Source organism: Xenorhabdus thailandensis, from assembly GCF_037996785.1.
GTDB classification, from domain to species: Bacteria; Pseudomonadota; Gammaproteobacteria; order Enterobacterales; family Enterobacteriaceae; genus Xenorhabdus; species Xenorhabdus griffiniae.
In genome coordinates, this window is sequence record NZ_JBBMXF010000019.1 from 1 (window position 1) to 25,309 (window position 25,309).

28 protein-coding genes and 1 pseudogene are annotated in these 25,309 nt (G+C 42.1%); 9 read left to right on the forward strand and 20 right to left on the reverse strand.

Annotated features, from left to right (window positions below):
• Window positions 1-155 precede the first annotated feature (155 nt).
• Together AAC853_RS17290 and AAC853_RS17295 are read left to right on the forward strand one after the other, a co-directional pair.
• Window positions 156-488 (forward strand): hypothetical protein, encoded by a 333-nt coding sequence (locus tag AAC853_RS17290; RefSeq protein ID WP_340615272.1) that lies wholly within the window; start codon window positions 156-158, stop codon window positions 486-488.
• Between the two features lie 14 nt (window positions 489-502).
• Window positions 503-1,135: a hypothetical protein gene (locus AAC853_RS17295; protein WP_340615273.1), complete on the forward strand. Its 633-nt coding sequence runs from the start codon at window positions 503-505 to the stop codon at window positions 1,133-1,135.
• On the opposite strand, the pseudogene AAC853_RS17300 reads toward AAC853_RS17295, so the two are convergent.
• Window positions 1,107-1,762, reverse strand: a pseudogene (locus AAC853_RS17300) (IS5 family transposase); the annotation flags it as partial. The gene AAC853_RS17295 and the pseudogene AAC853_RS17300 sit on opposite strands and share 29 nt — an antisense overlap.
• Before the next feature lie 40 nt (window positions 1,763-1,802).
• Between AAC853_RS17300 and AAC853_RS17305 the strand changes: the two are divergent.
• On the forward strand, window positions 1,803-2,798 hold the full coding sequence (locus tag AAC853_RS17305) for a hypothetical protein (RefSeq protein ID WP_340615274.1): 996 nt from the start codon (window positions 1,803-1,805) through the stop codon (window positions 2,796-2,798).
• A gap of 177 nt (window positions 2,799-2,975) precedes the next feature.
• Here AAC853_RS17305 and tadA read toward each other — a convergent pair whose 3' ends face one another.
• The 4 genes from tadA to AAC853_RS17325 form a co-directional block, all read right to left on the reverse strand.
• On the reverse strand, window positions 2,976-3,488 hold the full coding sequence (gene tadA, locus AAC853_RS17310) for a tRNA adenosine(34) deaminase TadA (RefSeq protein WP_340615275.1): 513 nt from the start codon (window positions 3,486-3,488) through the stop codon (window positions 2,976-2,978).
• Window positions 3,489-3,521: 33 nt separating this feature from the next.
• Window positions 3,522-4,190: an HD domain-containing protein gene (locus AAC853_RS17315; protein ID WP_340615276.1), complete on the reverse strand. Its 669-nt coding sequence runs from the start codon at window positions 4,188-4,190 to the stop codon at window positions 3,522-3,524.
• A gap of 93 nt (window positions 4,191-4,283) precedes the next feature.
• Window positions 4,284-5,189, reverse strand: coding sequence for a DNA-3-methyladenine glycosylase family protein (locus tag AAC853_RS17320; RefSeq protein ID WP_340615277.1), 906 nt, complete (start codon window positions 5,187-5,189; stop codon window positions 4,284-4,286).
• A 291-nt stretch (window positions 5,190-5,480) separates the two neighbouring features.
• Window positions 5,481-6,128, reverse strand: coding sequence for a hypothetical protein (locus AAC853_RS17325; protein ID WP_340615278.1), 648 nt, complete (start codon window positions 6,126-6,128; stop codon window positions 5,481-5,483).
• A gap of 251 nt (window positions 6,129-6,379) precedes the next feature.
• On the opposite strand from AAC853_RS17325, the gene AAC853_RS17330 reads away from it, so the two are divergent.
• Window positions 6,380-6,640 carry a YfhL family 4Fe-4S dicluster ferredoxin gene (locus tag AAC853_RS17330; protein ID WP_099132125.1) on the forward strand — a complete coding sequence of 87 codons (261 nt, stop codon included), beginning with the start codon at window positions 6,380-6,382 and terminating at the stop codon, window positions 6,638-6,640.
• A gap of 2 nt (window positions 6,641-6,642) precedes the next feature.
• Here the strand turns inward: AAC853_RS17330 and acpS are convergent, their stop codons facing one another.
• From acpS to trmN, 12 genes are all read right to left on the reverse strand, one after another.
• Complete coding sequence (acpS, locus tag AAC853_RS17335; protein ID WP_340615279.1) at window positions 6,643-7,023, reverse strand: holo-ACP synthase; 381 nt, start codon at window positions 7,021-7,023, stop codon at window positions 6,643-6,645.
• Complete coding sequence (pdxJ, locus tag AAC853_RS17340; RefSeq protein WP_340615280.1) at window positions 7,023-7,754, reverse strand: pyridoxine 5'-phosphate synthase; 732 nt, start codon at window positions 7,752-7,754, stop codon at window positions 7,023-7,025. Before pdxJ ends, acpS begins: the two co-directional genes overlap by 1 nt.
• 68 nt (window positions 7,755-7,822) lie before the next feature.
• Window positions 7,823-8,560, reverse strand: a complete 738-nt coding sequence (gene recO / locus AAC853_RS17345) for a DNA repair protein RecO (RefSeq protein WP_338884908.1) — start codon at window positions 8,558-8,560, stop codon at window positions 7,823-7,825.
• A 9-nt stretch (window positions 8,561-8,569) separates the two neighbouring features.
• On the reverse strand, window positions 8,570-9,475 hold the full coding sequence (gene era / locus AAC853_RS17350) for a GTPase Era (protein WP_273560067.1): 906 nt from the start codon (window positions 9,473-9,475) through the stop codon (window positions 8,570-8,572).
• A complete protein-coding gene (gene rnc, locus AAC853_RS17355) occupies window positions 9,472-10,152 on the reverse strand; it encodes a ribonuclease III (RefSeq protein WP_338884906.1) in 681 nt (226 codons plus the stop codon). Before rnc ends, era begins: the two co-directional genes overlap by 4 nt.
• A 227-nt stretch (window positions 10,153-10,379) precedes the next feature.
• On the reverse strand, window positions 10,380-11,351 hold the full coding sequence (lepB, locus tag AAC853_RS17360) for a signal peptidase I (protein WP_340615281.1): 972 nt from the start codon (window positions 11,349-11,351) through the stop codon (window positions 10,380-10,382).
• A gap of 22 nt (window positions 11,352-11,373) precedes the next feature.
• Window positions 11,374-13,170 (reverse strand): translation elongation factor 4, encoded by a 1,797-nt coding sequence (lepA, locus tag AAC853_RS17365; RefSeq protein WP_340615282.1) that lies wholly within the window; start codon window positions 13,168-13,170, stop codon window positions 11,374-11,376.
• A 229-nt stretch (window positions 13,171-13,399) separates the two neighbouring features.
• Window positions 13,400-13,864, reverse strand: coding sequence for a SoxR-reducing system protein RseC (gene rseC, locus AAC853_RS17370; RefSeq protein ID WP_340615283.1), 465 nt, complete (start codon window positions 13,862-13,864; stop codon window positions 13,400-13,402).
• Window positions 13,864-14,823: a sigma-E factor regulatory protein RseB gene (gene rseB / locus AAC853_RS17375; RefSeq protein WP_338885534.1), complete on the reverse strand. Its 960-nt coding sequence runs from the start codon at window positions 14,821-14,823 to the stop codon at window positions 13,864-13,866. The genes rseC and rseB overlap by 1 nt, the downstream gene beginning before the upstream one ends.
• Window positions 14,823-15,461: an anti-sigma-E factor RseA gene (gene rseA / locus AAC853_RS17380; protein WP_338884900.1), complete on the reverse strand. Its 639-nt coding sequence runs from the start codon at window positions 15,459-15,461 to the stop codon at window positions 14,823-14,825. Before rseA ends, rseB begins: the two co-directional genes overlap by 1 nt.
• A 45-nt stretch (window positions 15,462-15,506) precedes the next feature.
• Window positions 15,507-16,082 (reverse strand): RNA polymerase sigma factor RpoE, encoded by a 576-nt coding sequence (gene rpoE / locus AAC853_RS17385; RefSeq protein ID WP_338884899.1) that lies wholly within the window; start codon window positions 16,080-16,082, stop codon window positions 15,507-15,509.
• Between the two features lie 279 nt (window positions 16,083-16,361).
• A complete protein-coding gene (gene trmN / locus AAC853_RS17390) occupies window positions 16,362-17,117 on the reverse strand; it encodes a tRNA(1)(Val) (adenine(37)-N(6))-methyltransferase TrmN (RefSeq protein ID WP_340615284.1) in 756 nt (251 codons plus the stop codon).
• A gap of 142 nt (window positions 17,118-17,259) precedes the next feature.
• Here trmN and srmB point away from each other — a divergent pair, with 142 nt between their 5' ends.
• On the forward strand, window positions 17,260-18,594 hold the full coding sequence (gene srmB, locus AAC853_RS17395; RefSeq protein WP_340615285.1) for an ATP-dependent RNA helicase SrmB: 1,335 nt from the start codon (window positions 17,260-17,262) through the stop codon (window positions 18,592-18,594).
• Window positions 18,595-18,777: 183 nt separating this feature from the next.
• On the opposite strand, the gene AAC853_RS17400 is transcribed toward srmB, so the two are convergent.
• Both AAC853_RS17400 and grcA read right to left on the reverse strand, forming a co-directional pair.
• Window positions 18,778-19,821: a Tle-like phospholipase domain-containing protein gene (locus AAC853_RS17400; protein WP_340615286.1), complete on the reverse strand. Its 1,044-nt coding sequence runs from the start codon at window positions 19,819-19,821 to the stop codon at window positions 18,778-18,780.
• Between the two features lie 186 nt (window positions 19,822-20,007).
• Window positions 20,008-20,391: an autonomous glycyl radical cofactor GrcA gene (grcA, locus tag AAC853_RS17405; protein WP_338804754.1), complete on the reverse strand. Its 384-nt coding sequence runs from the start codon at window positions 20,389-20,391 to the stop codon at window positions 20,008-20,010.
• A 335-nt stretch (window positions 20,392-20,726) separates the two neighbouring features.
• On the opposite strand from grcA, the gene ung reads away from it, so the two are divergent.
• Window positions 20,727-21,407, forward strand: a complete 681-nt coding sequence (ung, locus tag AAC853_RS17410) for a uracil-DNA glycosylase (RefSeq protein ID WP_340615287.1) — start codon at window positions 20,727-20,729, stop codon at window positions 21,405-21,407.
• 66 nt (window positions 21,408-21,473) lie between these two features.
• Here the strand turns inward: ung and grpE are convergent, their stop codons facing one another.
• The gene (gene grpE, locus AAC853_RS17415; protein WP_338884893.1) at window positions 21,474-22,055 is read right to left on the reverse strand and encodes a nucleotide exchange factor GrpE; all 582 of its coding nucleotides are present in this window, start codon (window positions 22,053-22,055) and stop codon (window positions 21,474-21,476) included.
• Between the two features lie 124 nt (window positions 22,056-22,179).
• Here grpE and nadK point away from each other — a divergent pair, with 124 nt between their 5' ends.
• From nadK to bamE, 3 genes are all read left to right on the forward strand, one after another.
• On the forward strand, window positions 22,180-23,058 hold the full coding sequence (nadK, locus tag AAC853_RS17420) for an NAD(+) kinase (protein WP_143187471.1): 879 nt from the start codon (window positions 22,180-22,182) through the stop codon (window positions 23,056-23,058).
• Window positions 23,059-23,173: 115 nt separating this feature from the next.
• Window positions 23,174-24,847 (forward strand): DNA repair protein RecN, encoded by a 1,674-nt coding sequence (gene recN, locus AAC853_RS17425; RefSeq protein WP_340615288.1) that lies wholly within the window; start codon window positions 23,174-23,176, stop codon window positions 24,845-24,847.
• 112 nt (window positions 24,848-24,959) lie between these two features.
• Complete coding sequence (gene bamE / locus AAC853_RS17430; protein ID WP_189760706.1) at window positions 24,960-25,304, forward strand: outer membrane protein assembly factor BamE; 345 nt, start codon at window positions 24,960-24,962, stop codon at window positions 25,302-25,304.
• Window positions 25,305-25,309 lie beyond the last annotated feature (5 nt).

The following is a 25,309-nucleotide window of genomic DNA, read 5'->3' on the forward strand; positions in this document are numbered from 1 at the left end:
CCGAAAACAACGGTTTGCGAGCATGGATATTAACTATCTGGACAAGGTATTAGTCGCAGGATTTAAGGTGTTGGGCAAGAAGTGAGCATTCACGCTCTTGCCCTGGTATATTAACGCTTAATTATGAAGACCCTGTTATTGCCCATAAAGTTCCTTTGGATTTTTCAACTTGGCAATCAGCTCAGGCTGATGATTTTATGTATACCTATAGTTCTTATGGTGTCGCAGATGGCATTTGTCAATGTTTTCTGCTAATTAAACTTATAAATCAAGTCACTAATATAACAGTCAGTTTCGATAGCCCTGAAATTAAAATTAATGGCAAAAATAATACATTAAATATACCTAATCCTGATACCACTAAGTTATTAGTATATGAATTAACTTCCCAACAAGCAGTCCGAAGTCAATTTACGATTGATATCGGTGATATGTCGGTTGGTCCGACGACAAATACGATTGTTTTTGTCGACCCACTGACACTTTGAATAGGATAAATACAATGAACGCTTCAATAAAATTTGTTCAAACACCTGAAACTTTCCAAGGCTTGCCAGCAACGAAGATCCAATTTTATCTGTATGATGCAACGATGCAACTACCTAATAAGGACTTGATTTTTGAATGTTCATTAGGGAGTTTTGTGGTCAATGGTCAGGATACCGGTCAAAAAAAATGGTCAGGTAGAACAGGTCAGTTCGGGGAGGCTTCTGTCTTAATCGTGAGCCCAGCGGAAAGAGGAAATGGGCAATTGACGGTTTCTTTTAAGAAGGACGGTAAACAGGTGGGTGTCCAGCCTTACCATTTCAAAGCAACGGTGATTTATAAGCTTAATTTTAATATCATTACTGACTATGCCATCGCGGATGGCATACAGTGTAACGATGTTACCGCAACGCTTTCAGGCATCAATCCCAATAATCGTCAGCTGAATTTACACGTGGACGGCTCTGCTTCTTTTGCACGAGACCAGATATTGCAGACTATGTCGGTTAATACTGATCCATCAGGACATATACACTTTAAACTTTATAACATAAATAAAAAGGGTGAAACTGTCACACTTAAGGGGTTCTTAGAGGGCAATAAAACCACCCACGACATCACACATATCCATTTTCAACTAAATGCCTGAGTCGATAGAGGTCCCGATCATATTCTCGTTTCACTTTGCGATTTTTTCGGCCAGGAATTTGCGCTGCCATGCCTTGTTTTTTTGCTTGTTCAACAACGGTATTACTGTCATAGCCCCGATCCGCTAATAAATAAATGTTCTGCATCTATTCCGTCAATCAAGGCCTCAGCTTGTGAGCAATCCGCTGTGGGACCGCTTGTAATAATCGCTCTGATCGGCATACCATGCGCATCCACGGCCAGATGTATCTTGGTATTGAGCCCCCTTTTGTGCGCCCCATATCCTGATTGCCTCCTGCCGCCCCTGCGGCATGGGGATGAACCTTAATATGACGGGCGTCAATCATCAGCCATTCGAAATCGGGTTCAACGATGAGTTCTTCAAGCAGTCCTTCCCATACGCCTTTGTCCCGCCACCGACAAAAACGGCGATGCGTATTTTTCCAGTCGCCATAATCGGGCGGTAAATCTCGCCAGGGTGCGCCTGTCCGTAAAATCCAGAACACCACATTAATAAATAATCGATTATCATAAGCAACACGCCCCCAGGCTCCCTTACGTCCCGGTAGTCAAGCAAACTCCAAATATGATCAGAGATATCGTGACGACGGTGTGCGGGTGTGCTCATGGTTAAGTCATCCATTCATGTAATATAGGGTGATTATTATATGAATTTATTTATGACGACACTATCTAGTTATTCCCTTAATAATCAAACGTATCTTTTACGTCAACGTCAATGTGACCATCTGGTGACAGTACATAAGTTGGTGACAGGCGGAACGCTAGGGGCGCAAACGTCTACCGGACAAAAATGGGTAAACTTTTATGATGTCATGGTGCCATTTGTACTTGGGGGAGAGCAATATTTTTTTGGATTAGCCAAGCAGTTTATTAATCCGCCACCCAGTTATTACTCTAAAGCCTATTGGATAATTGCAAAATTGGATGAAACAGGAAATAAAGAAATCATAGACTATGATTTTTGGGAGCATGATTATGATGTGGGTTTTGCCTATCAAGCCGATAAACGCCTCTTTATTTATCTACATAGTCAAGAGAGATATAGTAACGGTACATATCAATATGTTATATATGAAGTTCTTCCGAATGGAAAAATGGAGAGAAAACCAACCGACAAAAATAGCTGGCCGGCTTTCTACGGGGCGACCTTCTTTTTCTCAAACGGAAATAAAGAATATATATTTCTCCATACGCCGGAGAATAACATTAACAGTTCAGTTTCCCCCTCTTACACTTATGAATTGAGTAAAGATGGCAGGATAGGTAAACAAATTTCTTCTGTTACCATAAGTCATAATGATCCCATACCCTTTCCTTACTACTTCGCGTCTCCATATACTCTTAATAATCAACAACAATTCGTTATGTTGGTAACTGATCCTTCCTATATTTATTATTATTTTAATACTATAGATAATAACGGAGCCATTATAGGATATGATTATACATGGAATGTGAATGCTAAATTATTAAATATCAATCTTATTGTTCCGATTGAAAATATGACTCCATTTTTTATTGACCAAAAACCCTATATTTTCATACAAGATCAGAATAAAGACCTGTGGTCTATCTTAACTTTGGATTTTTATGGAGACACTCTTTATACTTTAAATGTTACCGATAATAGTAACAACTAAATCCCAAAGTTTTGTATATTATTTCAACTCATTTTGATAAATCACCAACGCAGCCCACAAAGAGGTAATTTGGAAGACTGAGGGAATATAGCCAATCAATTTTGAGTTGCATTATAAAGAAAAATAATAAGTCCCAGTAATATCGTTCGCTATATTACTGGGATTAATAAATACCATCTATTGAGCTTTTATTTTTTTCAACGCTTTATGCTGCTCCCTGCGTTGTTTAAAAAAAGCACTCAACATAGTGGAGCACTCTTCCGACAAAACACCGCCGATAATGCCAATTTGGTGATTCATGCCCGGATGGCGCAAGATATCAATCAATGAGCCTGCCGCTCCCGTTTTCATATCGCTGGCACCATAAACTAACCGTTGTATCCGGCTGTGTACCATCGCACCTGCGCACATGACACAAGGCTCCAAAGTGACATACAGTGTCGTATTCAACAGACGATAATTCTGCAATTGCCTCCCGCCCCGCCGTAACGCAATAATTTCTGCATGGGCGGTAGGATCATGGTCAGTGATTGGGTGATTAAATCCCTCAGCTATCACCTTATTATCAGCTACCAATACAGCACCAACAGGAATTTCTCCCTTGGCCTGTGCTTGCATGGCTAAATCTATTGCCCGACGCATCCAATATTCATCACTAAAATTTTCGGTCACTGTATCTATTTCTGTCACTGCCCATTCTCTTGCTTATAAAAATTCCGCCTATTATACCCAATGACCTCCATCTGCTGATTCAACTTGAATCTCATTAAGAAAGGCATCAAGGAACAATTTCATGCGTTGAGTCCTTTCACTCGCCATTTTTCTACCTGATACCGTCTGAAATTTTGATTCAATTTTAAATAGCTTAGTGAAGAAGTGATCGACAGTATAAGCCTTATCATTATACTCACGTTGCTTTGCCAACGGATCATCAAAGTCATACAATGCAGACCCCATACGACCAGCGGTGTAAAAACAACGTCCAACACCAATCATGCCAATGGAATCCAGCCGGTCTGCATCTTGCACAATTTTTGCCTCCAATGTTTTTGGGGTTAAGCCTGCTGAAAAACTATGCGCTTCAATGGCGTGGCAGACAGCCTGAATGTCCTGCTCACACCACGCCAATTCTTTCAATATCAATGCGGCTTTTTCTGCTGCCATGCGTGAAGCAAGGTGTCGGTTTGGCGCGTTTTTTTCAATACTGACACAATCGTGTAATAGCACAGCGACAAACACTAACCGCAAATTACCCGATTCCGCTTCACAAATTTGTTTCGCATTTCGCCATACCCTATGTAGGTGGGCAATATCATGGGCGCCATCATCACTTTCTATTGCCATCGGTAAAAGCTGTCGAGCCAAATCTTCAAACGGTGGAAAAAATAACATAGCCAAAATTTCTCCTGTTTCCCTAAACCCGTATAGTTCTCTTGCCGGCCGCCTTGAAGTTTTACGAAAAACATCTGGAAAAGAAATTTAATATTAATACCCACTACTGGATTGCTGTTGCCATAAGTGCGCGCCCACCAACGCTTTCCAGGGAGAAAAATCTGCCAACCATTTTTCCGCCTGTTCCAGGCTCACTTTGTTTTCCTGGCTAAGCAAATATTGGAGATTACGCCTAACAGCTACATCACCATGTAGTGAACCATCCAGATAATTGAATCCCCGTAGCAATGCATAATTCACTGTCCACATGCCGATGCCCTTGATAGCAAGCAAACTCTCTGTCAGTTGTTTTATTGCATTTTCTCTTTCTGGGATATTGAGTTCCAAATCCCCTGAGTTAATCAGTTGACAAACATGCAATAAGGCATTGGCCTTACTCACAGAAAAACCACACTGACGGAGATCATGCGGTGAATATTGCATGACCTGATTATAATTCGGGAAACACAGTAACCCAGAAGAGTGCTGACGCCCCACCGCCTGAATAAAACGCCGTCGAATGGAAATTGCTGCGCTTAAACTAATTTGTTGCCCAATAATCGCCCAACTCAATGCTTCAAAAGGTGTCGCGGACTGATAAATGCGTAATCCCGTTTGTCTGTTAACCAATTCTCCAATAACGGGATGAGCTTGATAGATAGATTCAAATATATCAACAGATTGTTTTAAACCAAGCATATGAGAGGCTAACGTCGATAATGCTTCATGTTGTGAAGAACAGTCTTTATCACCATCAATATCAAGCCGTATTTTCGCTCTATTCTTTTCTATTGTGATGGTTAAAAGAGCCGGATTTTCATACCAAATAATCCCTTTTTTAATTTGATTATGTTGTACTATTTCAGAAACGCCCATTTCATCCCGCTGATGAAAGGCTAAAAAATCGCTCGTGTGATAATTATTGGGTAATATAACTTCCGTTAAGCAGCTTGATTTCATTGGGGTCGCTCCAGAAGACACACAAAATTAATTTCACTATCTAACAGACTTTAAGTTTATATCAATCTCACTTCAAGATGCATGTGATTTCTCCCCGCGAAGTGGAGGAGAAATCAGGTTTCATAGAATGATGTAAATTGCAACTTGAAGTTTAATGCGTATAGATAAATAGGTTTTCATAATACTGAGAGTATCAGATGTTGGAGTTCCTTACCCCGCGCGGAGCGCGGGGTAAGGAATACTCCTATCATTTTGAAACGCTATTTATAATAACAATTCAACCAATACCTTCTATAAAGAAACATCATCGATTTTATATTTAATTAATTCCTTATTTAATTTTCGGATTTGATATTTTGACGGGCTTAACATCAATAAATAGATACCAATCGCCATCAGTAAAATCATACTTAACATGACGAAAAAGAAATCTAAAACACTCCCGATAGTATTACTCAAGACATCAACTTTGAATAAAAACACAACTAACACAACAAATGCTAAAGTGAAAAAATAAGTTGAAAATATTTTCTCAAAACAATAAATAAAGTAATAGTAAGAACTGACATTGATTTGAACCACACCAGAGTTTACGACAATATATGTTTTCAACCTCTTAAGAATATCTATATATTCAGGACTCAACCCATTTTGTTTCAACTTAATAAATATATTTCTAAATTTATCAGATTTTATCTTTGTAACATCAAACATTATTTCAGATGCAATTTGATGTTTAATATATTCTTTACTCAAATCATCTAAATAAACGTTATATTCGTTAAGATATTTGATATACTTTATGGCCTTTCTCTCTCTAAACACACACACATCGGCATAAAGCCTCTTTAATACGGACAAAATAATACCAATAAAAGTCCCGATAGATCCCAAGACTTTCACAATATCATTGCCATGTTTTACGATGTATTCAAGCATGTTTTTACTCTAAGGTATTGAAAATATATTTAAGTATATACCATGATAAAAGTATTAGACTGCTTTCTGATCTGTTAATATATGCCTCCAGATAGCTTTTCTTTGCACAATGCATTTAGCTGTAACCATGTTTTTGTAAGATGTATTTTTTGTAAATATATTGTATGGAATAACAAAGGATGGTCTGGAGCAACAAATCAGGAAGAATTAAGTCTGCAACTTAAAAGACTTAATTGATTTAAGAGGTTGAAATGGCACTATTAATTACCAAACGCTGCATTAATTGCGATATGTGTGAACCCGAATGCCCTAATCAGGCCATCACAATGGGTGCAGAGATCTACGAAATTGAGCCTGAACGCTGTACCGAGTGTATCGGGCATTACGAAAAGCCAACTTGCCAATCTGTCTGCCCGATTACGAACACCATTATTCTTGATCCTAATCATCAGGAAACTGAAGAGCAGTTATGGGATAAATTTGTACTCCTGCATCATGCTGATAAGATCTGAATTTAATTTTCCAATATCACTGTCGCACAGGCATAACGCCGTTCATCTGCTAGTGTGACATGCATGGATTTTACCCCCAATTCGTTAGCCAGCACTTCAGCCTCTCCATGAAGTTTCAATGTGGGTTTTCCCAATGGATCATTAATCACTTCAAATTGATTAAAGGCCAATCCATTGCGGATACCTGTTCCAAAAGCTTTAGCGGTCGCTTCCTTGACCGCAAACCGTTTTGCAAGGAAGCGGACAGGCTGGTTATGCTGTTGATATTGCTGCCATTCCCTATCACTCAGAACTCGCCTTGCCAGACGTTCGCCTGAACGCCCGACAATTTCTTCAATGCGGGATATTTCAACAATATCTGTGCCTAATCCAAGAATAGCCATTAACGGCGTGCTTCCCGCAATAAAGTTTTCATATCCGCAACAGCCGCAGATAAGCCACTGAATACAGCACGGCCAATAATGGCATGTCCTATATTCAATTCATAAATTTCAGGTAAGGCTGCAATACGCTGCACATTGTGATAGGTCAAACCGTGGCCTGCATTGACTTTAAGCCCTTTCGCGGCTGCATAGGTTGCGGCTTCTTTGATACGCTGAAACTCTTTTTCCTGCTGTCTCTCATTCTCTGCATCTGCATACGCACCCGTGTGAATTTCAATAAAGGGTGCCCCAACTTCGACAGCAGCATCAATTTGTTGGTGATCCGCATCAATGAACAAAGACACTAAAATCCCTGCTTCTGATAAAGTCTTAACAGCCGCAGCAATGTGCTCTTTTTGCCCAAATACATCCAATCCACCTTCGGTTGTGACCTCTTGACGCTTTTCAGGCACTAAGCAACAGAAAACAGGTTTGATTTGGCAAGCAATCCCCACCATCTCATCTGTCACCGCCATCTCAAGGTTCATCCGGGTTTGGATTGTGTTATTTAATAATTGAACATCTCTGTCAGTAATATGGCGGCGATCTTCACGTAGGTGAACCGTTATACCATCTGCTCCCGCTTGCTCTGCAACAAATGCTGCCTGAACGGGATCGGGATACTGTGTCCCACGGGCATTACGCAAGGTTGCAATGTGATCAATGTTGATACCTAACAATACCTCAGCCATTTTTAGCTCCTGCAATAACATAAGATTCAATAAAGTCTACACTCTTCATCATGCAAAAGTGGTTTACTTTAATTTTCATTTTTCTTGTTGGGGTTATCAGTTTTTTTACGTACGAATTGACGAAATAGCTCACGGCTTTTTAACGGTTTTCCCCCCAGATAAGGTTTCAAGGCAATGCGAGTGAAACGCTTCGCCGCTTTCAAGGTCACCTGATCGGGAAATTCGCTATTTGCCAGTGCCTTGAGTTCATAACCTGTAAAACTGTAGTGATCCACAACCAAACTGGCGATAAACCCTTTTTCTTCACGATAACGGTAAGTCATGGTATCCAATACAGGTTCACCACTTCCTGCACAGTGAAGATAATCTACTCCGTATCCCATATTGGTTAGTAATGCTAATTCAAAACGACGCAATGCACATTCTGGTGTGTATTCACTCACAGCAAGCGCTTGTAAACATTGGAGGTAATCAAAAAAAAGCGCGGGATATGCCGTTCCTTGCTCAAGAAGCCTGGACAAGAGTTCATTCACATATAAACCGCTGTAAAGCACACTTCCCGTTAAAGGGAGAGCCAATGAGATAGGCTCTGCGTCTCTTAATGTCTTGATTTCACCCCGACCACTCCAACGAATAAGCAGCGGGGTGAAAGGTTGCAAACAACCTTTTAGATTGGAGCGACGGCTGCGTGCCCCTTTCGCTAAAACACGTACCCGCCCTTCATGTTCAGTAAAAAAATCCAGCAATAAACTGGTTTCACTGTAAGGGCGCCCGTGAAGCACAAAGGCTCTCTGCCAGCCGTCCACAAATCTGCCTTATAAGTCGTCGACGTAACCGAGGCTACGCAACGCTCGTTCGTCATCAGCCCAACCGGATTTCACTTTTACCCACAATTCCAGGTGGACTTTCATATCAAACAGCTTTTCCATATCTTGACGGGCTTCTATGCCAATCTTCTTGATTTTGCTGCCTTTATTACCAATCACCATTTTCTTCTGACCATCACGCTCTACCAGAATCAAACCGTGGATGGTATAGCCTCCACGCTCATTGGTAACAAATTGCTCAATTTCCACTGTCACAGAATAAGGGAGTTCATCACCCAAAAAACGCATCAGTTTTTCACGGATGATTTCTGACGCCATAAAACGCTGTGAGCGATCAGTAATGTAATCCTCAGGGAAGTGATGATCCGCCTGTGGCATATGATCACGTACTATGTTGGCAATAGTATCAACATTCATGCCTTTTTCGGCGCTTATCGGCACAACATCGAGAAAATTCATCTGTTGGCTAAGAAAACCGATATGTGGCAGAAGAAGGGTTTTATCCGTTACATTGTCCACTTTATTGATAGCCAGTAAGACAGGACAACGCAAATGACGTAACTTATTCACCACCATTTCATCATCGGGTGTCCAGTGCGTACCTTCCACAACAAAAATAACCAGTTCGACATCACCAATAGAGCTACTCGCCGCACGGTTCATCAGGCGGTTGATCGCCCGCTTTTCTTCAATATGCAGACCCGGTGTATCAACATAGATCGTTTGGTATGCCCCTTCCGTATGGATCCCCATGATGCGATGCCGCGTCGTTTGAGGTTTACGGGAGGTAATAGATACTTTTTGGCCCAATAACTGATTCAGTAACGTTGATTTACCAACATTGGGCCGACCGACTATTGCAACGAATCCACAATAGTTTTTTTCTTCGCTCATTCAAGCTCCAGTTGTTTTAATGCTTGTTCCGCAGCCGCCTGCTCTGCCTTGCGGCGACTGGAACCGACTCCTCTGACCGGTTGTTCAAATCCACTGACCTGACAGTGAATTGTAAATTCCTGATCATGGGCTTCCCCACGAACCTGAACAACCAGATATGCAGGCAACGGCAGATGACGCCCTTGCAAATATTCTTGTAAACGGGTTTTAGGATCTTTTTGCTTATCGCCTGGGCTAATTTCATTCAAACGGGTTTCATACCAATTCAGGATAATCTTTTCGACTGCCTGAATATCGCTATCAAGAAAAATAGCGCCGATTAAGGCTTCAATGCTATCCGCTAAAATGGATTCGCGACGATGTCCTCCACTCTTTAACTCACCCGGCCCCAAACGTAGGCATTCGCCTAATTCAAATTCCTTGGCTAGCTCCGCCAGAGTATTACCACGCACCAATGTTGCCCGCATGCGACTCATGTCCCCTTCATCAACACGGGGAAAACGATGGTAAAGGGCATTAGCAATGACAAAACTCAGGATTGAGTCACCAAGAAATTCCAAACGTTCATTATGCTTGCTACTGGCACTGCGGTGAGTTAATGCTTGAAGCAACAAATCGTGCTGTTTAAAGCTATATCCTAGCTTATGTTGTAATCGGTTCGTTATTATGGGGTTCATGTGCTACCAATTCAGTTAGAATTCATCAAATAAAAAGCACACGCAACAGACCTGTGAGGCAACATCAACCAGCAAGTTATCTTGGGGATATTTTTGCGGCATGCCTTACAAAACTGTTGCGTTTGCACTGGCTCCCAAAGTATTCATCCTCTTCAGGAGCCAGTCATCTCGTTTGAAAGAATATTCTACACTGTGAGATAAATTAATGCTGCGCTAATATATAAATATTAGTGAATTCCACCAATTCGACTGAAGCGCACACCAGTAGGCCATTCACCTTCCTGTTTTTCAAAGCTCATCCAAATGGCAGTTGCACGGCCTACCAAATTTTTCTCCGGTACAAAGCCCCATGAACGACTATCATCACTATTGTCACGATTATCACCCATGGCAAAATATTGCCCCTCAGGAACAACCCAAGTCCCTACTGGTAAGCCTTCTTGAGAAAAACCAGGGAAACGTTGTATTACAGGAATGGTCAAAATATGGTGCGACACATTACCTAAAGTTTCGACTCTTTCGTCCTGACGAAGAGCGTTCGGGCCTACTGACTCATCAACCGGAACTTGATAAACACCACTAATACTAACGCCTTCTGGTGTCACAGCCTCTTTTATTGTCCATTCACTTGGGAACACATTCCGATAAGTAACCGGTAAATCGCCCTTACATTGCGCATTCCAGCCACAGCCCGGGTAAACCTGAAGCTCCTTGTTGACATAATCGTAAACGATCTTATCTCCAGGTAAGCCAATAATGCGTTTTACAAAATCTATGCTTGGGTTCTTCGGGAATTTGAAAACTGCAATATCCCCACGCTTAGGCTCGCCAGTTTTAATTAAGGTTGTTTGCGTAATGGGATCTTTTAAACCATAAGCAAATTTTTCAACCAGAATAAAATCCCCGATCAACAATGTTGGCATCATTGAACCAGAAGGGATCTGAAAAGGTTCATAGACGAAAGAGCGCAGAACCAACACAATGGCTAACACTGGAAAGACAGATGCAAGTGTTTCAAACCATGAAGGTTTGTTAAGTCCTTTAGCCAAAGCTTCCTGGGCTTCTTCGCCTGTCGCCTGTTCCTGAATATGAGCAAGTTTTCTCTTACGTTCAGGTGCGAATTTAAATCGCTCTATGCACCAAAGAATACCCGTGATTAACGTTGCTAACGTTAATATCAAGGCAAAAGTGTTAGCCATTTGAACTCCTTACAACCTTGTGTTAATTATCTTTGCCAACATGCAGAATCGCTAAGAAGGCTTCCTGTGGCAGTTCAACATTGCCGACCTGCTTCATGCGTTTTTTACCTTCTTTCTGTTTCTGCAATAACTTTTTCTTACGGCTGACGTCACCACCATAACATTTCGCCAATACGTTTTTACGTAATTGCTTAACGGTAGAACGCGCAATAATGTGAGTTCCTATGGCAGCTTGAATAGCGATGTCAAATTGCTGGCGTGGGATCAGATCTTTCATTTTTTCCACCAGCTCACGTCCACGGTACTGAGAGTTGTCACGGTGAGTAATCAATGCCAGAGCATCAACACGCTCACCATTAATCAAGACATCCACACGAACCATATCCGAATCCTGGAAACGGATAAAATTATAATCCAAAGAGGCGTAACCACGAGATGTTGATTTCAAGCGATCAAAGAAATCCAGAACCACTTCAGCCATTGGAATTTCATAAGTTAGTGCCACCTGATTACCGTGATAAACCATATTTGTCTGCACACCACGTTTTTCTACGCAGAGAGTAATGACGTTGCCAAGGTACTCTTTCGGCAACAACATGTGACATTCGGCAATCGGCTCACGCAATTCATTAATGTTGTTTAATGGTGGCAACTTGGATGGACTATCAACATAGATAATATCACCACTGGTTGCCTCAACTTCATAAACAACTGTTGGAGCCGTTGTGATCAAATCGAGATCATATTCACGTTCCAGACGTTCCTGAATAATTTCCATATGCAGCAAGCCGAGGAAACCACAGCGGAAACCAAAACCCAGCGCAGTCGAACTTTCTGGTTCGTAGAATAATGATGCATCATTTAAGCTCAATTTGCCCAACGCATCACGGAATGCTTCATAGTCATCAGAGCTTACAGGAAACAGACCAGCATAAACTTGCGGTTTGACCTTTTTAAAACCAGGCAAGGCTTTTTCCGCAGGCTGGCGAGCCGTTGTCAGTGTATCCCCAACTGGCGCCCCCAGAATATCTTTGATGGCACAGACCAACCAGCCTACTTCACCACAATTCAACACATCACGATCAATGCGTTTCGGTGTGAAGATACCCAATCGGTCAGCGTTGTATACCTGTCCAGTACTCATTACCTTAATTTTGTCACCCTTACGCAACGTACCGTTTTTAATACGAACAAGTGACACAACACCAAGGTAATTATCAAACCATGAGTCAATAATCAGGGCCTGTAATGGAACATCAGGATCGCCTTCTGGTGGCGGTATCTCTTTCACCAGACGTTCAATAACATCCTGTACACCCACGCCCGTTTTTGCAGAACAACGAACAGCATTGGTCGCATCAATACCAACAATGTCTTCGATTTCTTCAGCGACACGCTCTGGTTCAGCAGCAGGAAGGTCAATTTTATTCAGAACTGGAACGACTTCCAGATCCATTTCAATGGCGGTATAGCAGTTAGCCAATGTCTGGGCTTCAACCCCCTGCCCTGCATCAACAACCAGCAAAGCACCTTCACACGCAGCCAGTGAACGGGAAACTTCGTAAGAGAAGTCAACATGCCCTGGCGTATCGATAAAGTTTAATTGGTAAACTTGCCCGTCATTTGCCTTGTAATCAAGGGTTACACTTTGTGCTTTGATCGTGATCCCGCGTTCACGTTCAAGATCCATTGAATCCAGTACTTGCGCTGCCATTTCGCGATCAGACAAACCACCACAAATTTGAATAATCCGGTCAGAGAGCGTGGATTTACCGTGGTCAATGTGGGCGATAATGGAGAAATTTCTTATTTGCTTCATTATTAAATCTTTTTTGCCTTAATATTTCTGAATCATTCGCCTATGGACACATTGATGGACATAAAGCGACAGTTTATTGGTTCGGCCACTGGCCTGAGGAGCTGTATTCTACATGCCAAACCCGTGAAAACCAAACCCGTGAAAACTTAGCCATGCCTGTCGTTTTCAGTATGACCCAGTTGTTTTCAGTAATGATAAATTAAAGTTGAAGCTCGTACGGTAAAACAGATTATTCTTTCTGTAGAATTTTAATCGACTCAGGCGGTAAACCAATTTGTAACACAACAGGCTGGTATGCTTGCAAATTATCCCAATACGCCGCGATCTTGCGAGCAATGAAAAAACCAGCGACTCCACCGCCAATCCCTCCTAAGCAAACCCACAATTGGACAGTCGTCCAAAATTGGAAAAATGCGGCTCCCAAAAACAAACCCAATAAGGGTGTCAAATAAACCAGCATGGCTGAGCGTAACAAACTGCTTTCAGGAATGCCTACTTCAACCTTCTGACCCGGTTGAAGTGGTTGAGAAATTTCCAGTTCCAACTGATGGATGCTTTCTGGTCCTATCTTTTCCAACAAATAAGAACCACAGGCTGCTTTGGTTTGACAGCTACCGCAGCCTGAAGATGAGCCATAACGTAATAATGCTCGCCCTTTGTGCCAACGAACAACAGTTGCCCACTCTTTAACCATCAGTTTTCTCCCGTAAACGTCACACTTGCTGCAATTTGTTCGGCTGTTGCAAAAGGCAGCTCACCAATGACTGTTATGCTGTTTTTGTTTCTGGCCAAAGTATAAACCGTTCTTCTGCCCTGTCGAAATGGTTGTTCATCGACAATTTTTTTATCTGAGTTCACCACATTTACAGAAAAATTAAACAATCCATCACCATACATGATGGACTCTAACCATTCTGTCTCTGATAATTTTCGGCTGTTACGTGAAATTTCTTTGAAACCGTCAGGCATTTTTCCAACCAGCCAATTGAATTTCAATTTATCAGCAGGAGGAATGAGCAGCATAGGTGGTAATTTCAAATTAGTAATCACATTCAATTCCGTTTTAATCGAGTCATTCACAGTTGATGACACGACACGGAATTGTTCAATGACTGTTTTATTATCCTTATCTAATAGGTCTATCAAAAGAGGAAGATGATTTTTCTCATCAATCAGCAGGTTATAGTTATAACGGGATTTATCTTTCGCTATGATACGTACAAAACTCACAGGATAATCGCCAAAATTCGTGCTGCCTGCATCAATAAAACGGTAAAATTTTTGTAATTGGGCAAAATCGGCAAAGATGATTGGTGGAAGATAATCGACGATATGAGAACCACGGATACTAAATGAGTCTAATCCAGGTTCGTAATAGCTGATTTGGTCACCGCGCTGAATAATTTCCCTACGTGAACCATCCATTTGGATGACTTGAGCAATAATCTGTCCATCAATAATGGCATGACGGTAACGCAAGGGAACAAGAAATTGCTGTTCTAAGATGATGAAACCAAGTTCATAATTCAGCGTTTTCACTGCCTTACTCATATCCTGTAACAAAGCCTCAGCGTTGCTTTGTTGCGCTGAGGCTTTTAGAGGATTTATCAGGCTACTCGCCAATAAAAAAACGACAACCCAAATACGTTTCATCACTGTTGTTGTGGCGCTTGCTCTTCAGGAACCTGATTAGTTTGAGTGATCCCATGATTTTTCTCAGAGTGAATACGCCGGGCGAGCTCATATTGCTGTAACATTGCATCAATTCGTTTATTGCTTTCTCGCACTTGCATACTCAAATCACCACCGAAAGTTTCTTCTTCAGCTGGGGTTGCTAAGCCAACTGTTGAAGCGGTACCCATCATAGGCAATGTGTTAAAAGCCGGTGCCTCAAATTGGTTATCTGTTTCAACACTGTTATCACTATTATACTGCTGGACACCGATAATCACGGACAGCGATACACAGGCTGCCACACCAATTTGTGCAATTTGACTCTTCCATGCACGAATTCTATCCCAGAATGGCATGTTAGCCCATGTTGCAGGTTTTGGCTGAGATTCCAAAACAGCCGCTGAATTAATTTGAATGGGTTCTTTTTCAAGTGCCAATGCGACTTGACTTGCAATATCCAAATGCAATACATCCCCCACATCGCCACGCAGCACATCACGCACCAGGTGATAGCGTTCCCACTGTTTCTGCATGACCGCATCTTCAGAGACCAAATGAACTACTTCACTATCAAGAGCTTCTCCATCCATTAATGCGGAAAGTTTCTCTCTTTGCATGCCAAAGTACCCTTCAATATTGTTTTATTCCACTGTTTCCACTATTTATTCTTGGATCAGTGGTTGAACTTTATTATCAATTGCTTCCCTTGCCCGAAAAATTCGTGAACGCACAGTGCCTACAGGACACTCCATGATGTCGGCTATCTCTTCATAGCTCAACCCATCCAACTCCCTCAACGTAATCGCGACCCTCAAATCTTCTGGAAGCGATTCAATCGTGCGGAAAACGACTTCCTTTAATTCTTCAGACAACATTAAGTTCTCAGGGTTCGAAATTTCTTTTAATGAACTTGACGTATCATAATTTTCTGCATCGTTGGCATCCAGATCATTGGATGGTGGACGGCGCCCCTGGGCAACTAAATAATTTTTCGCAGTATTAACGGCAATACGGTACAACCATGTATAAAATGCACTATCACCTCGGAAAGAAGAAAGTGCCCGATAAGTCTTAATGAAAACCTCCTGAGCAACATCAGGAACGTCACCTTGAGGTACGTAACGAGCAATCAGGCTCGCTACTTTGTGCTGGTATCTCATCACCAGCAAATTAAATGCTTTTTGGTCGCCCTTCTGGACGCGTTCAATCAGCATTTGATCCGTTAACTGCTCGCTCATCCGAGGTTCACTCTCCTGAGGTAAAACTCCACATTTATACTTAAATTAAACTAATATGATGTTCTGATTTCCCGAACAAGCATGACTTTGAGTATCAGTTCACTGTGAAGTTCAACTTTAGTTGTAATTTTGATTACAGCCACCTGTTATTTTCGTATTGCACTTTTCTAAATCATAGCTGCTATTTCACAGGATACGCGATTTTAAACTGAGAAAAAGAAAACCTTTGTTTTATTATACCGAAAAATCTCATTCACCATCTCAATAGTGCTAACATCATCAATAATAAAAATAAAAATCCGTCACTAACTGGCGAAAGTCGTCTGAATATGTGCCATCCGAAGCACGGATTGTTAATTCACTCACTTGGACATCTTGTTCTTGTCGTGACAATCCCAGTAATAGACGATGCAACGGCTTATCTTGCCTGTCACGAACGTTGACACGGAAATGAGTAAACCATCCCAAATCTGATGCCATTTTTTCAAATTGTTCACCAATTTCATAAGGGAGTACCAGACAAAATAACCCTGTTGGTGTAATCAATGCCCGTACACACGCCAATAACCCCTGATGCGTCAATGATTCCGTATAGCGCGCCTGATTACGAGCTTCGTTTCGACATGCAATAGCTGGCTCAAAGTAAGGAGGATTGCTCACAATCAAATCATATTGCGCGTTAATTTTCCGCAACGCATTCTGTCGCACGAAATCATGAATATCCTGCTGATATACCGTAATACGGGAAGGCCACGGTGATTGCCGTACATTATCCACTGCCTGCATTGCAGCAAGTTCATCCAGCTCCACCGCATCAATAAAGGTATCTTCTTTGGTACGTTGAGCTATCATCAATGCAATCAAACCACTACCACATCCAATATCCAGACACCTTTTCCTGTTATATATTGGTGCCCAGGCCCCCAACAACACCCCATCCGTCCCGACTTTCATCGCACATTTATCATGTCCAACAAAAAACTGTTTAAATGTAAAACCCCCGCGGCGAAAAACGGGTTTCTGTATCGATGCCATAACCTATTCTGCTGAAATTAGAATTTGTCATAGCATAAATCTTATAGCCGACGGATAAAAGCAACCTACTTATTGGATGCTTTTATAGGATGAAGAATACGCTTAACCTGTTTATAATCGGCGACCCAAACAGAGGTATATGATGACTGCGACAAACTTTTCCGAATTCCAACTTGATGAATCCTTGCTTGAAGCACTGAACGACAAAGGCTACGAACGCCCAACCGCTATTCAGGCGGCAGCCATTCCTGCGGCGATGGACGGACGCGATGTATTAGGCTCAGCGCCAACCGGTACTGGTAAAACTGCCGCTTACCTGCTACCGGCTCTACAGCATTTATTGGATTTTCCTCGCAAAAAATCAGGACCTCCACGCATCCTGATTTTGACACCAACCCGTGAACTGGCAATGCAGGTGGCAGAACAGGCAAAAGAGCTGGCGGCCCATACACATTTGGACATTGCCACAATTACAGGTGGTGTTGCCTACATGAATCATGCGGAAGTATTCAGTGAGAATCAGGATATTGTTGTCGCAACGACAGGGCGTCTGCTGCAATACATCAAAGAGGAAAATTTCGACTGCCGTGCAGTGGAAACGCTGATCCTTGATGAAGCGGATCGCATGTTGGATATGGGATTTGCCAATGATGTCGAAACGATTGCAGGCGAAACCCGCTGGCGTAAACAAACATTGTTATTCTCCGCGACGCTGGAAGGAGAATCCATCCGTGATTTTGCCGAGCGTCTGTTAACGGATCCGGTTGAGATCGATGCCGAACCTTCTCGCCGTGAGCGCAAGAAAATTCAGCAATTTTACTATCGGGCTGATTCGTTAGAGCATAAAACAGCCCTGCTGTGCCACCTTCTCCAGCAGCCTGAAGTGACGAAATCCATTGTTTTCGTGCGCAAACGAGAGCGTGTACGTGAGCTTGTCGATTGGCTAAACCAAGCAGGCATTCAAGCGTGTTTTCTTGAAGGTGAAATGGTGCAAGCCAAGCGTACAGATGCTGTCAGACGCTTGAATGAGGGTAAAGTCAAGGTCTTGGTCGCAACCGATGTTGCTTCCCGTGGCTTGGATATCGAGAATATCAGCCACGTCTTTAACTTCGATTTGCCTCGTACCGCGGATGTTTACTTACACCGAATTGGTCGTACTGCTCGCGCAGGCCGTAAAGGAACTGCCATTGCTCTGGTTGAAGCACACGATCACCTGCTTTTGGGCAAAATCAGCCGTTATCTCAAAGAGCCTTTGAAAATACGAGTGGTTGATGAACTTCGCCCACAAACCAAAGCGCCAAGCGAGAAAAAGAGCAATAAGCCATCCAAAAAAGTACTGGCAAAACGCAAAGAGAAGAAGAAAACAGAAGAGACAAAGAAAAACCGCGTAAAAGTTCGTCATCGCGATAGCAAAAATATCGGGAAACGCCGCGCTCCTTCTGGCAATCCCAGACCAGAATTAACTGAATCTAAATAGCGTTCCAAAATGATAGGAGTATGCCTTATCCCGTGCTCCGTACAGGGTAAGGAACTCCAACATCTGATACTCTCAGTATGAGAAAAACCTATTTAGCAACGATTAATTAATCACCGATTGTAAAACATGGGCGAAGACATACAATGAATTCGCCCCATGCTCCGGCAGACTGAGGGCTAAATATTACACGGCATAATGCTGCTCACCTTGTTGCAAGGTGATATCTGTATCTGTAATTTCCGTTGACGCCAACATGGTGTCGCCATTATTCAACCAAGGCTTCTGTTCCGCCATTAATTCGAGGACAGCTTCCAAAAAATGCGCCTTAAAAGTATGGAGACCATATCGATTAGGCAAAATGACATCCCATATGCTTTCTAATTCATATTCATACTTAAGCTCTACTTCGTGCCCCATAGGTTGAGGAATTGGCAATGTTTTTTGCAGGTTCCCCAGCCAATCATGTTGGACGGTATAATGGCGTATCAAACCGCTGTCAGCCATTTCACGAGCAACTTCAGGTGATACGCCCATATATTTCAATGTAGCGTCAGAAACACTCACAGAATTGTAAATAACTGCTGGTTTTCCTGTTGCCAATGCTGCCACTGTTGCTAATCCGCCCCCCAATGAATGCCCTGTAAAAATGACATTTTCACCAAATACTTCTAACGATTTATGTGCCAATTCCACAGCTTGAGTATACTGTTTTTCATTGTAACCAAGCCCTTGACGAATACTTACCATAAAATCCTGTAATTCATTCGATCCTGTGAAAGAGACAATATATAGTCCCTTATTATGGTAAACACCGGCCTGAAACCCTGTTGAATAATCATTTAGAGTGTCGGGATCAATCCCTAATTTTGATAAATCTTCATCAGACAGGCGCACATAATCGCCAATCCCTAAACTCGTTTGTCGATAAACATCACGGGTAACCAACGTCAAGTTATAATCGACCAGTTTAGATTGTTTTCCCGCAATATCATTAGCTTTCAATTCAGGAGCTGCCATCGTGCTGGCATTTAAATTATTAACCAATGATTGATAGAGCGCATTCACCTGCTTGGTATTTTCTGAAAATGAAATGCTTGGGGAAGAAGTGTGTTCAACTTTGTCAGGTGGTGATTGAGCTGAAGAATTCGGTTGAGGTTGTAACGCATTTCCTTGTAATGAATCGATCCCTAGTCCTCTGAAAAAATCGGTATTAACTGATAAAGTCATAAAATTCTCCTACAGATTATTTAAATTTGGTGGGGGTTAAAATCCCAAATTCTCTATCGGCAGAATTATTAACAACTTTAAAACAAATTTAATTTTCAATTAACAAAATTAACACCTGTAACTAAAATATGGAAATAAAAAAGGGAGTATTAATTCTCCCTTTAAACTTTTTGCTTGATACAAAAATTACAGGCTTTCTGTAAACGTACGCGCAATAACATCACGTTGCTGTTCTGGAGTCAGTGAGTTAAAACGCACAGCATAACCAGATACACGAATAGTGAGTTGAGGATACTTTTCAGGGTGTTTTACTGCATCTTCCAACGTTTCACGACGTAAAACATTAACATTTAGATGTTGCCCGCCTTCTACACGTACAGCCGGCTTGACCTCCAGCGGGATCTCGCGATATTCAAATTGCCCCAGCTCCTCTTTAGCAACAATCTGGCCTTCATCGTAATCTGCTTTGGCACAGATGCAACGCGCTTCATTTTTTTCATCATCCAATAGCCAAAAAGAATTCATCAATGCAGCATTATCAGATTGGGTAATTTGAATTCCAGTAATCATTTATACCTCCAGAATCATCATCTTAGTTATTCAGTCAATCCATAATTTAATCAACCATCGTTCTTGATTTCCTGTATACCAGCACAAATGAGAAGATTCTTTGATTGTAATCAACTAATTTCATAAGGTTATTGATAAAAAATTCATAACATTATGTTTTAAATCATCTTTTACAGTAGAATTGAATGAAATTATTTTCATATTTTTTCAAAAAAATTTATAAAAATAGATTTTCATCCTGAGAATTAAACTTAGATTGGGATCTGAGGGTTTCCCTATCCCAAGGGAATCGGTAAGCTTTAGTCATCTGATAATCATTTAGAAAGGGATTGGCTATGTCCACACCTCTCACATGGCACGATGTCATCGGCAATGAAAAGAAACAGCCTTATTTTATTGATACATTGGCTTATGTTGCCAATGAACGTCAGGCTGGAAAAACCATTTATCCGCCTCAAGCCGATGTTTTTAATGCCTTTCGCTATACTGAATTGGCTGATGTAAAAGTCGTCATTTTAGGGCAAGATCCTTACCACGGTCCGAATCAGGCCCACGGTTTGGCTTTCTCTGTACAGCCTGGTATTCCTGCACCGCCCTCTCTCGTCAATATGTACAAAGAACTGGAATCGGATATTGCTGGATTTACTCGTCCAAATCACGGTTGCTTGATAAGCTGGGCAAAACAGGGCGTGTTATTACTCAATACCGTACTCACCGTTGAGCGCGGTAACGCACATTCTCATGCGCATTTGGGCTGGGAAACGTTCACTGACAAAGTTATTGCAGCAATCAATGAACATCGCAACGGAGTCATTTTCTTACTTTGGGGATCTCATGCCCAGAAAAAAGGCCACTTCATTGATATCCAACGCCACCATGTATTAAAAGCCCCCCATCCTTCACCTCTGTCCGCCCATCGAGGTTTCTTAGGCTGCAAACATTTTTCACAGGCCAATAACTTATTGGAAGCTCAAGGATTATCTCCAATAGATTGGGAGCCTCAATTACCCCAATAACCGATCTCTGCCTACAAAAATGCCGCCTTTCTAATGGCGGCATTGCATCACGAGAGACCGTAACCTTTATTTAGAAACCGCAACCATTGCAGGACGCAATAGACGGCCATTCAAAGTATAACCTTTCTGCATCACCAACATAACCTGATTAGGTTCATGCTGATCTGATTCCATCATGGTCATCGCCTGATGCACTTCTGGATTGAAAGGTACATTAATGTCACTGACCACTTCAACACCAAACTTACCCACTGAATCGATAAAAGATTTCAGTGTCAGTTCAATACCTTCAATCATTGGCAGTAAGGCTTCATTGGTACGATCAGCCGCATCTAATGCACGTTCCAGATTATCGATAACGGGCAAAAGTTCATTGGCGAATTTTTCCAATGCAAATTTATGTGCCTTTTCTATATCCTGCTCAGTACGACGGCGAATGTTTTCGATTTCAGCACGCGCACGCAACATAGCATCACGTTCATTAGCCTGAGCCTGTTTCAGTTGTTCTTCCAACTCAGCAACACGCGGATTAACAACGTTTTCAGTCTCTGGCGCATCTGCCTGTTCCGCATTCATTTGTTGCTCTAATACATTTTCTGTATTTTCTGCGACTTGCTCGTCAGGTACTTTTTGGTCTTTACTACTCATGAATATCTCCGCGTATTTTGTATTATCTTCGCCATTTGAGCTTATTATGGGGATCAATACGCGGGATTCAAGGGAACAATCATTATTGTGAGGGCAAAACCATATGCTGAAGGAAATAACAGCAATGAATAATGAATTCAAATGCATCGGTATTGTCGGTCGTCCACGTCACCCGGAAGCGCTGGCCACCCACGAAATGCTGTACCACTGGCTGGTATCTAAAGGTTATTGCGTCATTGTGGATAGACAGGTCGCGAAAGACATTAATTTAAAAGGCGCTCAAACTGGAGGATTGACAGAAATTGGTAAAATTGCCGATCTTGTGATTGTCGTCGGTGGTGATGGCAATATGCTCGGCGCAACCAGAGTATTATCACGTTATAACATCAAAGTTATTGGTATCAACCGAGGCAATTTGGGCTTTTTGACGGATTTGGATCCCGATAATGCCTTACAACAACTATCCGAAGTTTTGGATGGCAAATATCGAGACGAAAAACGTTTTCTACTTGAAGCACAAGTGACAAAAACGGGACATAAATCCCGCCGTAGCACTGCATTAAATGAAGTCGTACTTCATCCAGGCAAAGTTGCTCATATGATTGAATTCGAAGTATATATTGATGAACGTTTTGCTTTTTCTCAACGTTCAGATGGATTAATCATAGCAACTCCCACTGGCTCTACGGCCTATTCACTGTCTGCAGGAGGACCTATATTAACCCCAAACTTAGACGCTATCGTGCTAGTGCCGATGTTTCCACATACGCTCTCGGCTCGCCCTCTCGTTATCAGCAGCGAAAGCAGCATTCGCCTGAAATTTGCCCAGAATAGCAATGACTACGAAGTCAGTTGTGACAGCCAGATCGTCCTGCCAATCCAAGATGGTGAAGAAGTGATCATCAAACGCAGTGACTATAATCTGCATTTAATTCACCCAAAAGATTACAACTACTTTAATACACTGAGCACAAAACTGGGTTGGTCGAAAAAAATGTTCTAAAAATAGATCTTCCTACTTTACTGTATAAAAAACCAGTTTATACTGTATGAAAGCACAGACATGTTTTTATGCACAGGAACGTGTTTATACACAGTAAAAAAGAAGGAGGAGCACGATGCTGACTCAATTGACCATCAGTAACTTTGCTATCGTTCGCGAACTTGAAATTGATTTCCGCACAGGCATGACGGCAATCACAGGTGAAACCGGAGCCGGTAAATCCATCGCGATTGATGCATTAGGTTTATGTCTTGGCAATCGTGGCGAAGCTAACATGGTTCGTCCAGGTGCTCCGCGTACCGATCTTTGTGCCCGTTTTTCACTAACTGATGCTCCTTCTGCCCGCAAATGGCTTATAGACCACCAGCTAGATGGAAGTTTTGATGATGATAATGAGTGCCTACTGCGTCGTACAATTACCGCTGATGGGCGCTCTCGCGGTTTTATCAATGGCACCGCTGTACCACTTTCTCAATTACGTGAATTAGGCTCTCATCTAATACAAATTCACGGGCAACATGCTCACCAATTATTGTTAGAAAATCGTCACCAAAGGCGCTTACTGGATATTTATACAGGCGATTTCGAACTTCAGCAAGAAATGAAACAGGCTTACCAGCAATGGCGCCAAAGCTGCCAGGCTCTCTCCCAATTCCAACAACAAGCTCTTGAGCGTCGTTCACGTCAGCAATTGCTGGAATATCACCTGAAAGAACTGGATGAACTGTCACCACAACCAGGCCATTATCAAGAACAGGATAGTGAATATAAACGGCTGGCAAATTGCGGGCAATTCTTGTCCGTCAGTCAAAATATCCTCCAGATTTTAAGTGATAATGATGAACAGAACATTACCAGTCTTCTTAGCTATGCCCGCAGTGAACTAACAGAGCTTGCCAGCATGGATCACAAACTCAGTGGCCTGCTTAACATGCTGGAAGAGGCGGCTATTCAAATCAATGAAGTGAGTGACGAGCTACGTCATTACAGCGACCAACTGGAACTGGACCCCAATCGTTTATTTGAACTGGAACAGAAAATCTCCCAACAAATTAGTATGGCCCGTAAACACCATGTTGCGCCAGAAGAATTACCTGCATTACATCAGCAATTGTTGGAAGAGCAATATCAGTTATCCCAGCAGGAAAATGATTGCGCCCATCTTAGTGAACTTGTCAGCTTGCATTATCAGCAAGCGCTGACTGTGGCAGAAAAATTGCATCATGTTCGCCAGAAATATGCCGCGGAATTAAGCCAACTGATAACAAACAGTATGCACCAACTTTCTATGCCTCACGGACGTTTTACCATTGATGTTACCTTTGAAGCGGAGCATTTAAATATTGATGGCGCCAGCAAAGTTGAATTCAATGTCACAACCAACCCCGGCCAACCCCACCAACCGTTAGCAAAAGTGGCATCAGGTGGTGAACTTTCCCGTATTGCATTGGCAATTCAAGTTATTACAGCGAAAAAAATGGAAACCCCTGCACTGATTTTCGATGAAGTTGATGTAGGTATCAGTGGTCCAACAGCGGCCATTGTTGGGCGTTTGCTACGTGAATTGGGAGAATCGACCCAAGTTATGTGCGTCACCCACCTACCCCAAGTCGCAGGATGCGGGCATCAGCATTTTTATGTCAGCAAACAGACAGACGGTGAAGAAACAGAAACCCAAATGCAGCTATTGGATAAAAAAGCACGACTTCAAGAACTGGCACGGCTTTTGGCGGGAAGTGAGGTTACAAAAAATACTTTGGCTAACGCAAAAGAACTGTTAGCGGCATAAATTGGAACAACTTTCTTGTATAATTGCAGTCATAGGTAAATGCATAGAGGTTTTCAACCTCTTCAATGTTTATTATTATCGACGGCCTAACGCCTAAAGGAATGTAATTACTATGCGCTGTAAATTGTTGACTGCCGCTACTGTATCACTTGTTATGCTGACTGCGGGTTGCTCTATGTTTGAGCGAATTGTTTATCGTCCTGATATTAATCAAGGGAACTACCTTACGCCGGCTGCGGTATCAAAAATCCATAAAGGAATGACTCAGCAGCAAGTTTCTTACACTTTGGGAACACCAATGCTGACCGATCCATTTGGGAGTCAAACTTGGTATTACGTATTCCGCCAACAACCAGGCCATGGGAAAACAACTCAGGAAACACTGACACTTACCTTTGATAGCAAAGGCGTGTTAACTGATATCAAGGATGAAAAATCACTGCCAGAGAATCAGTGAAATGT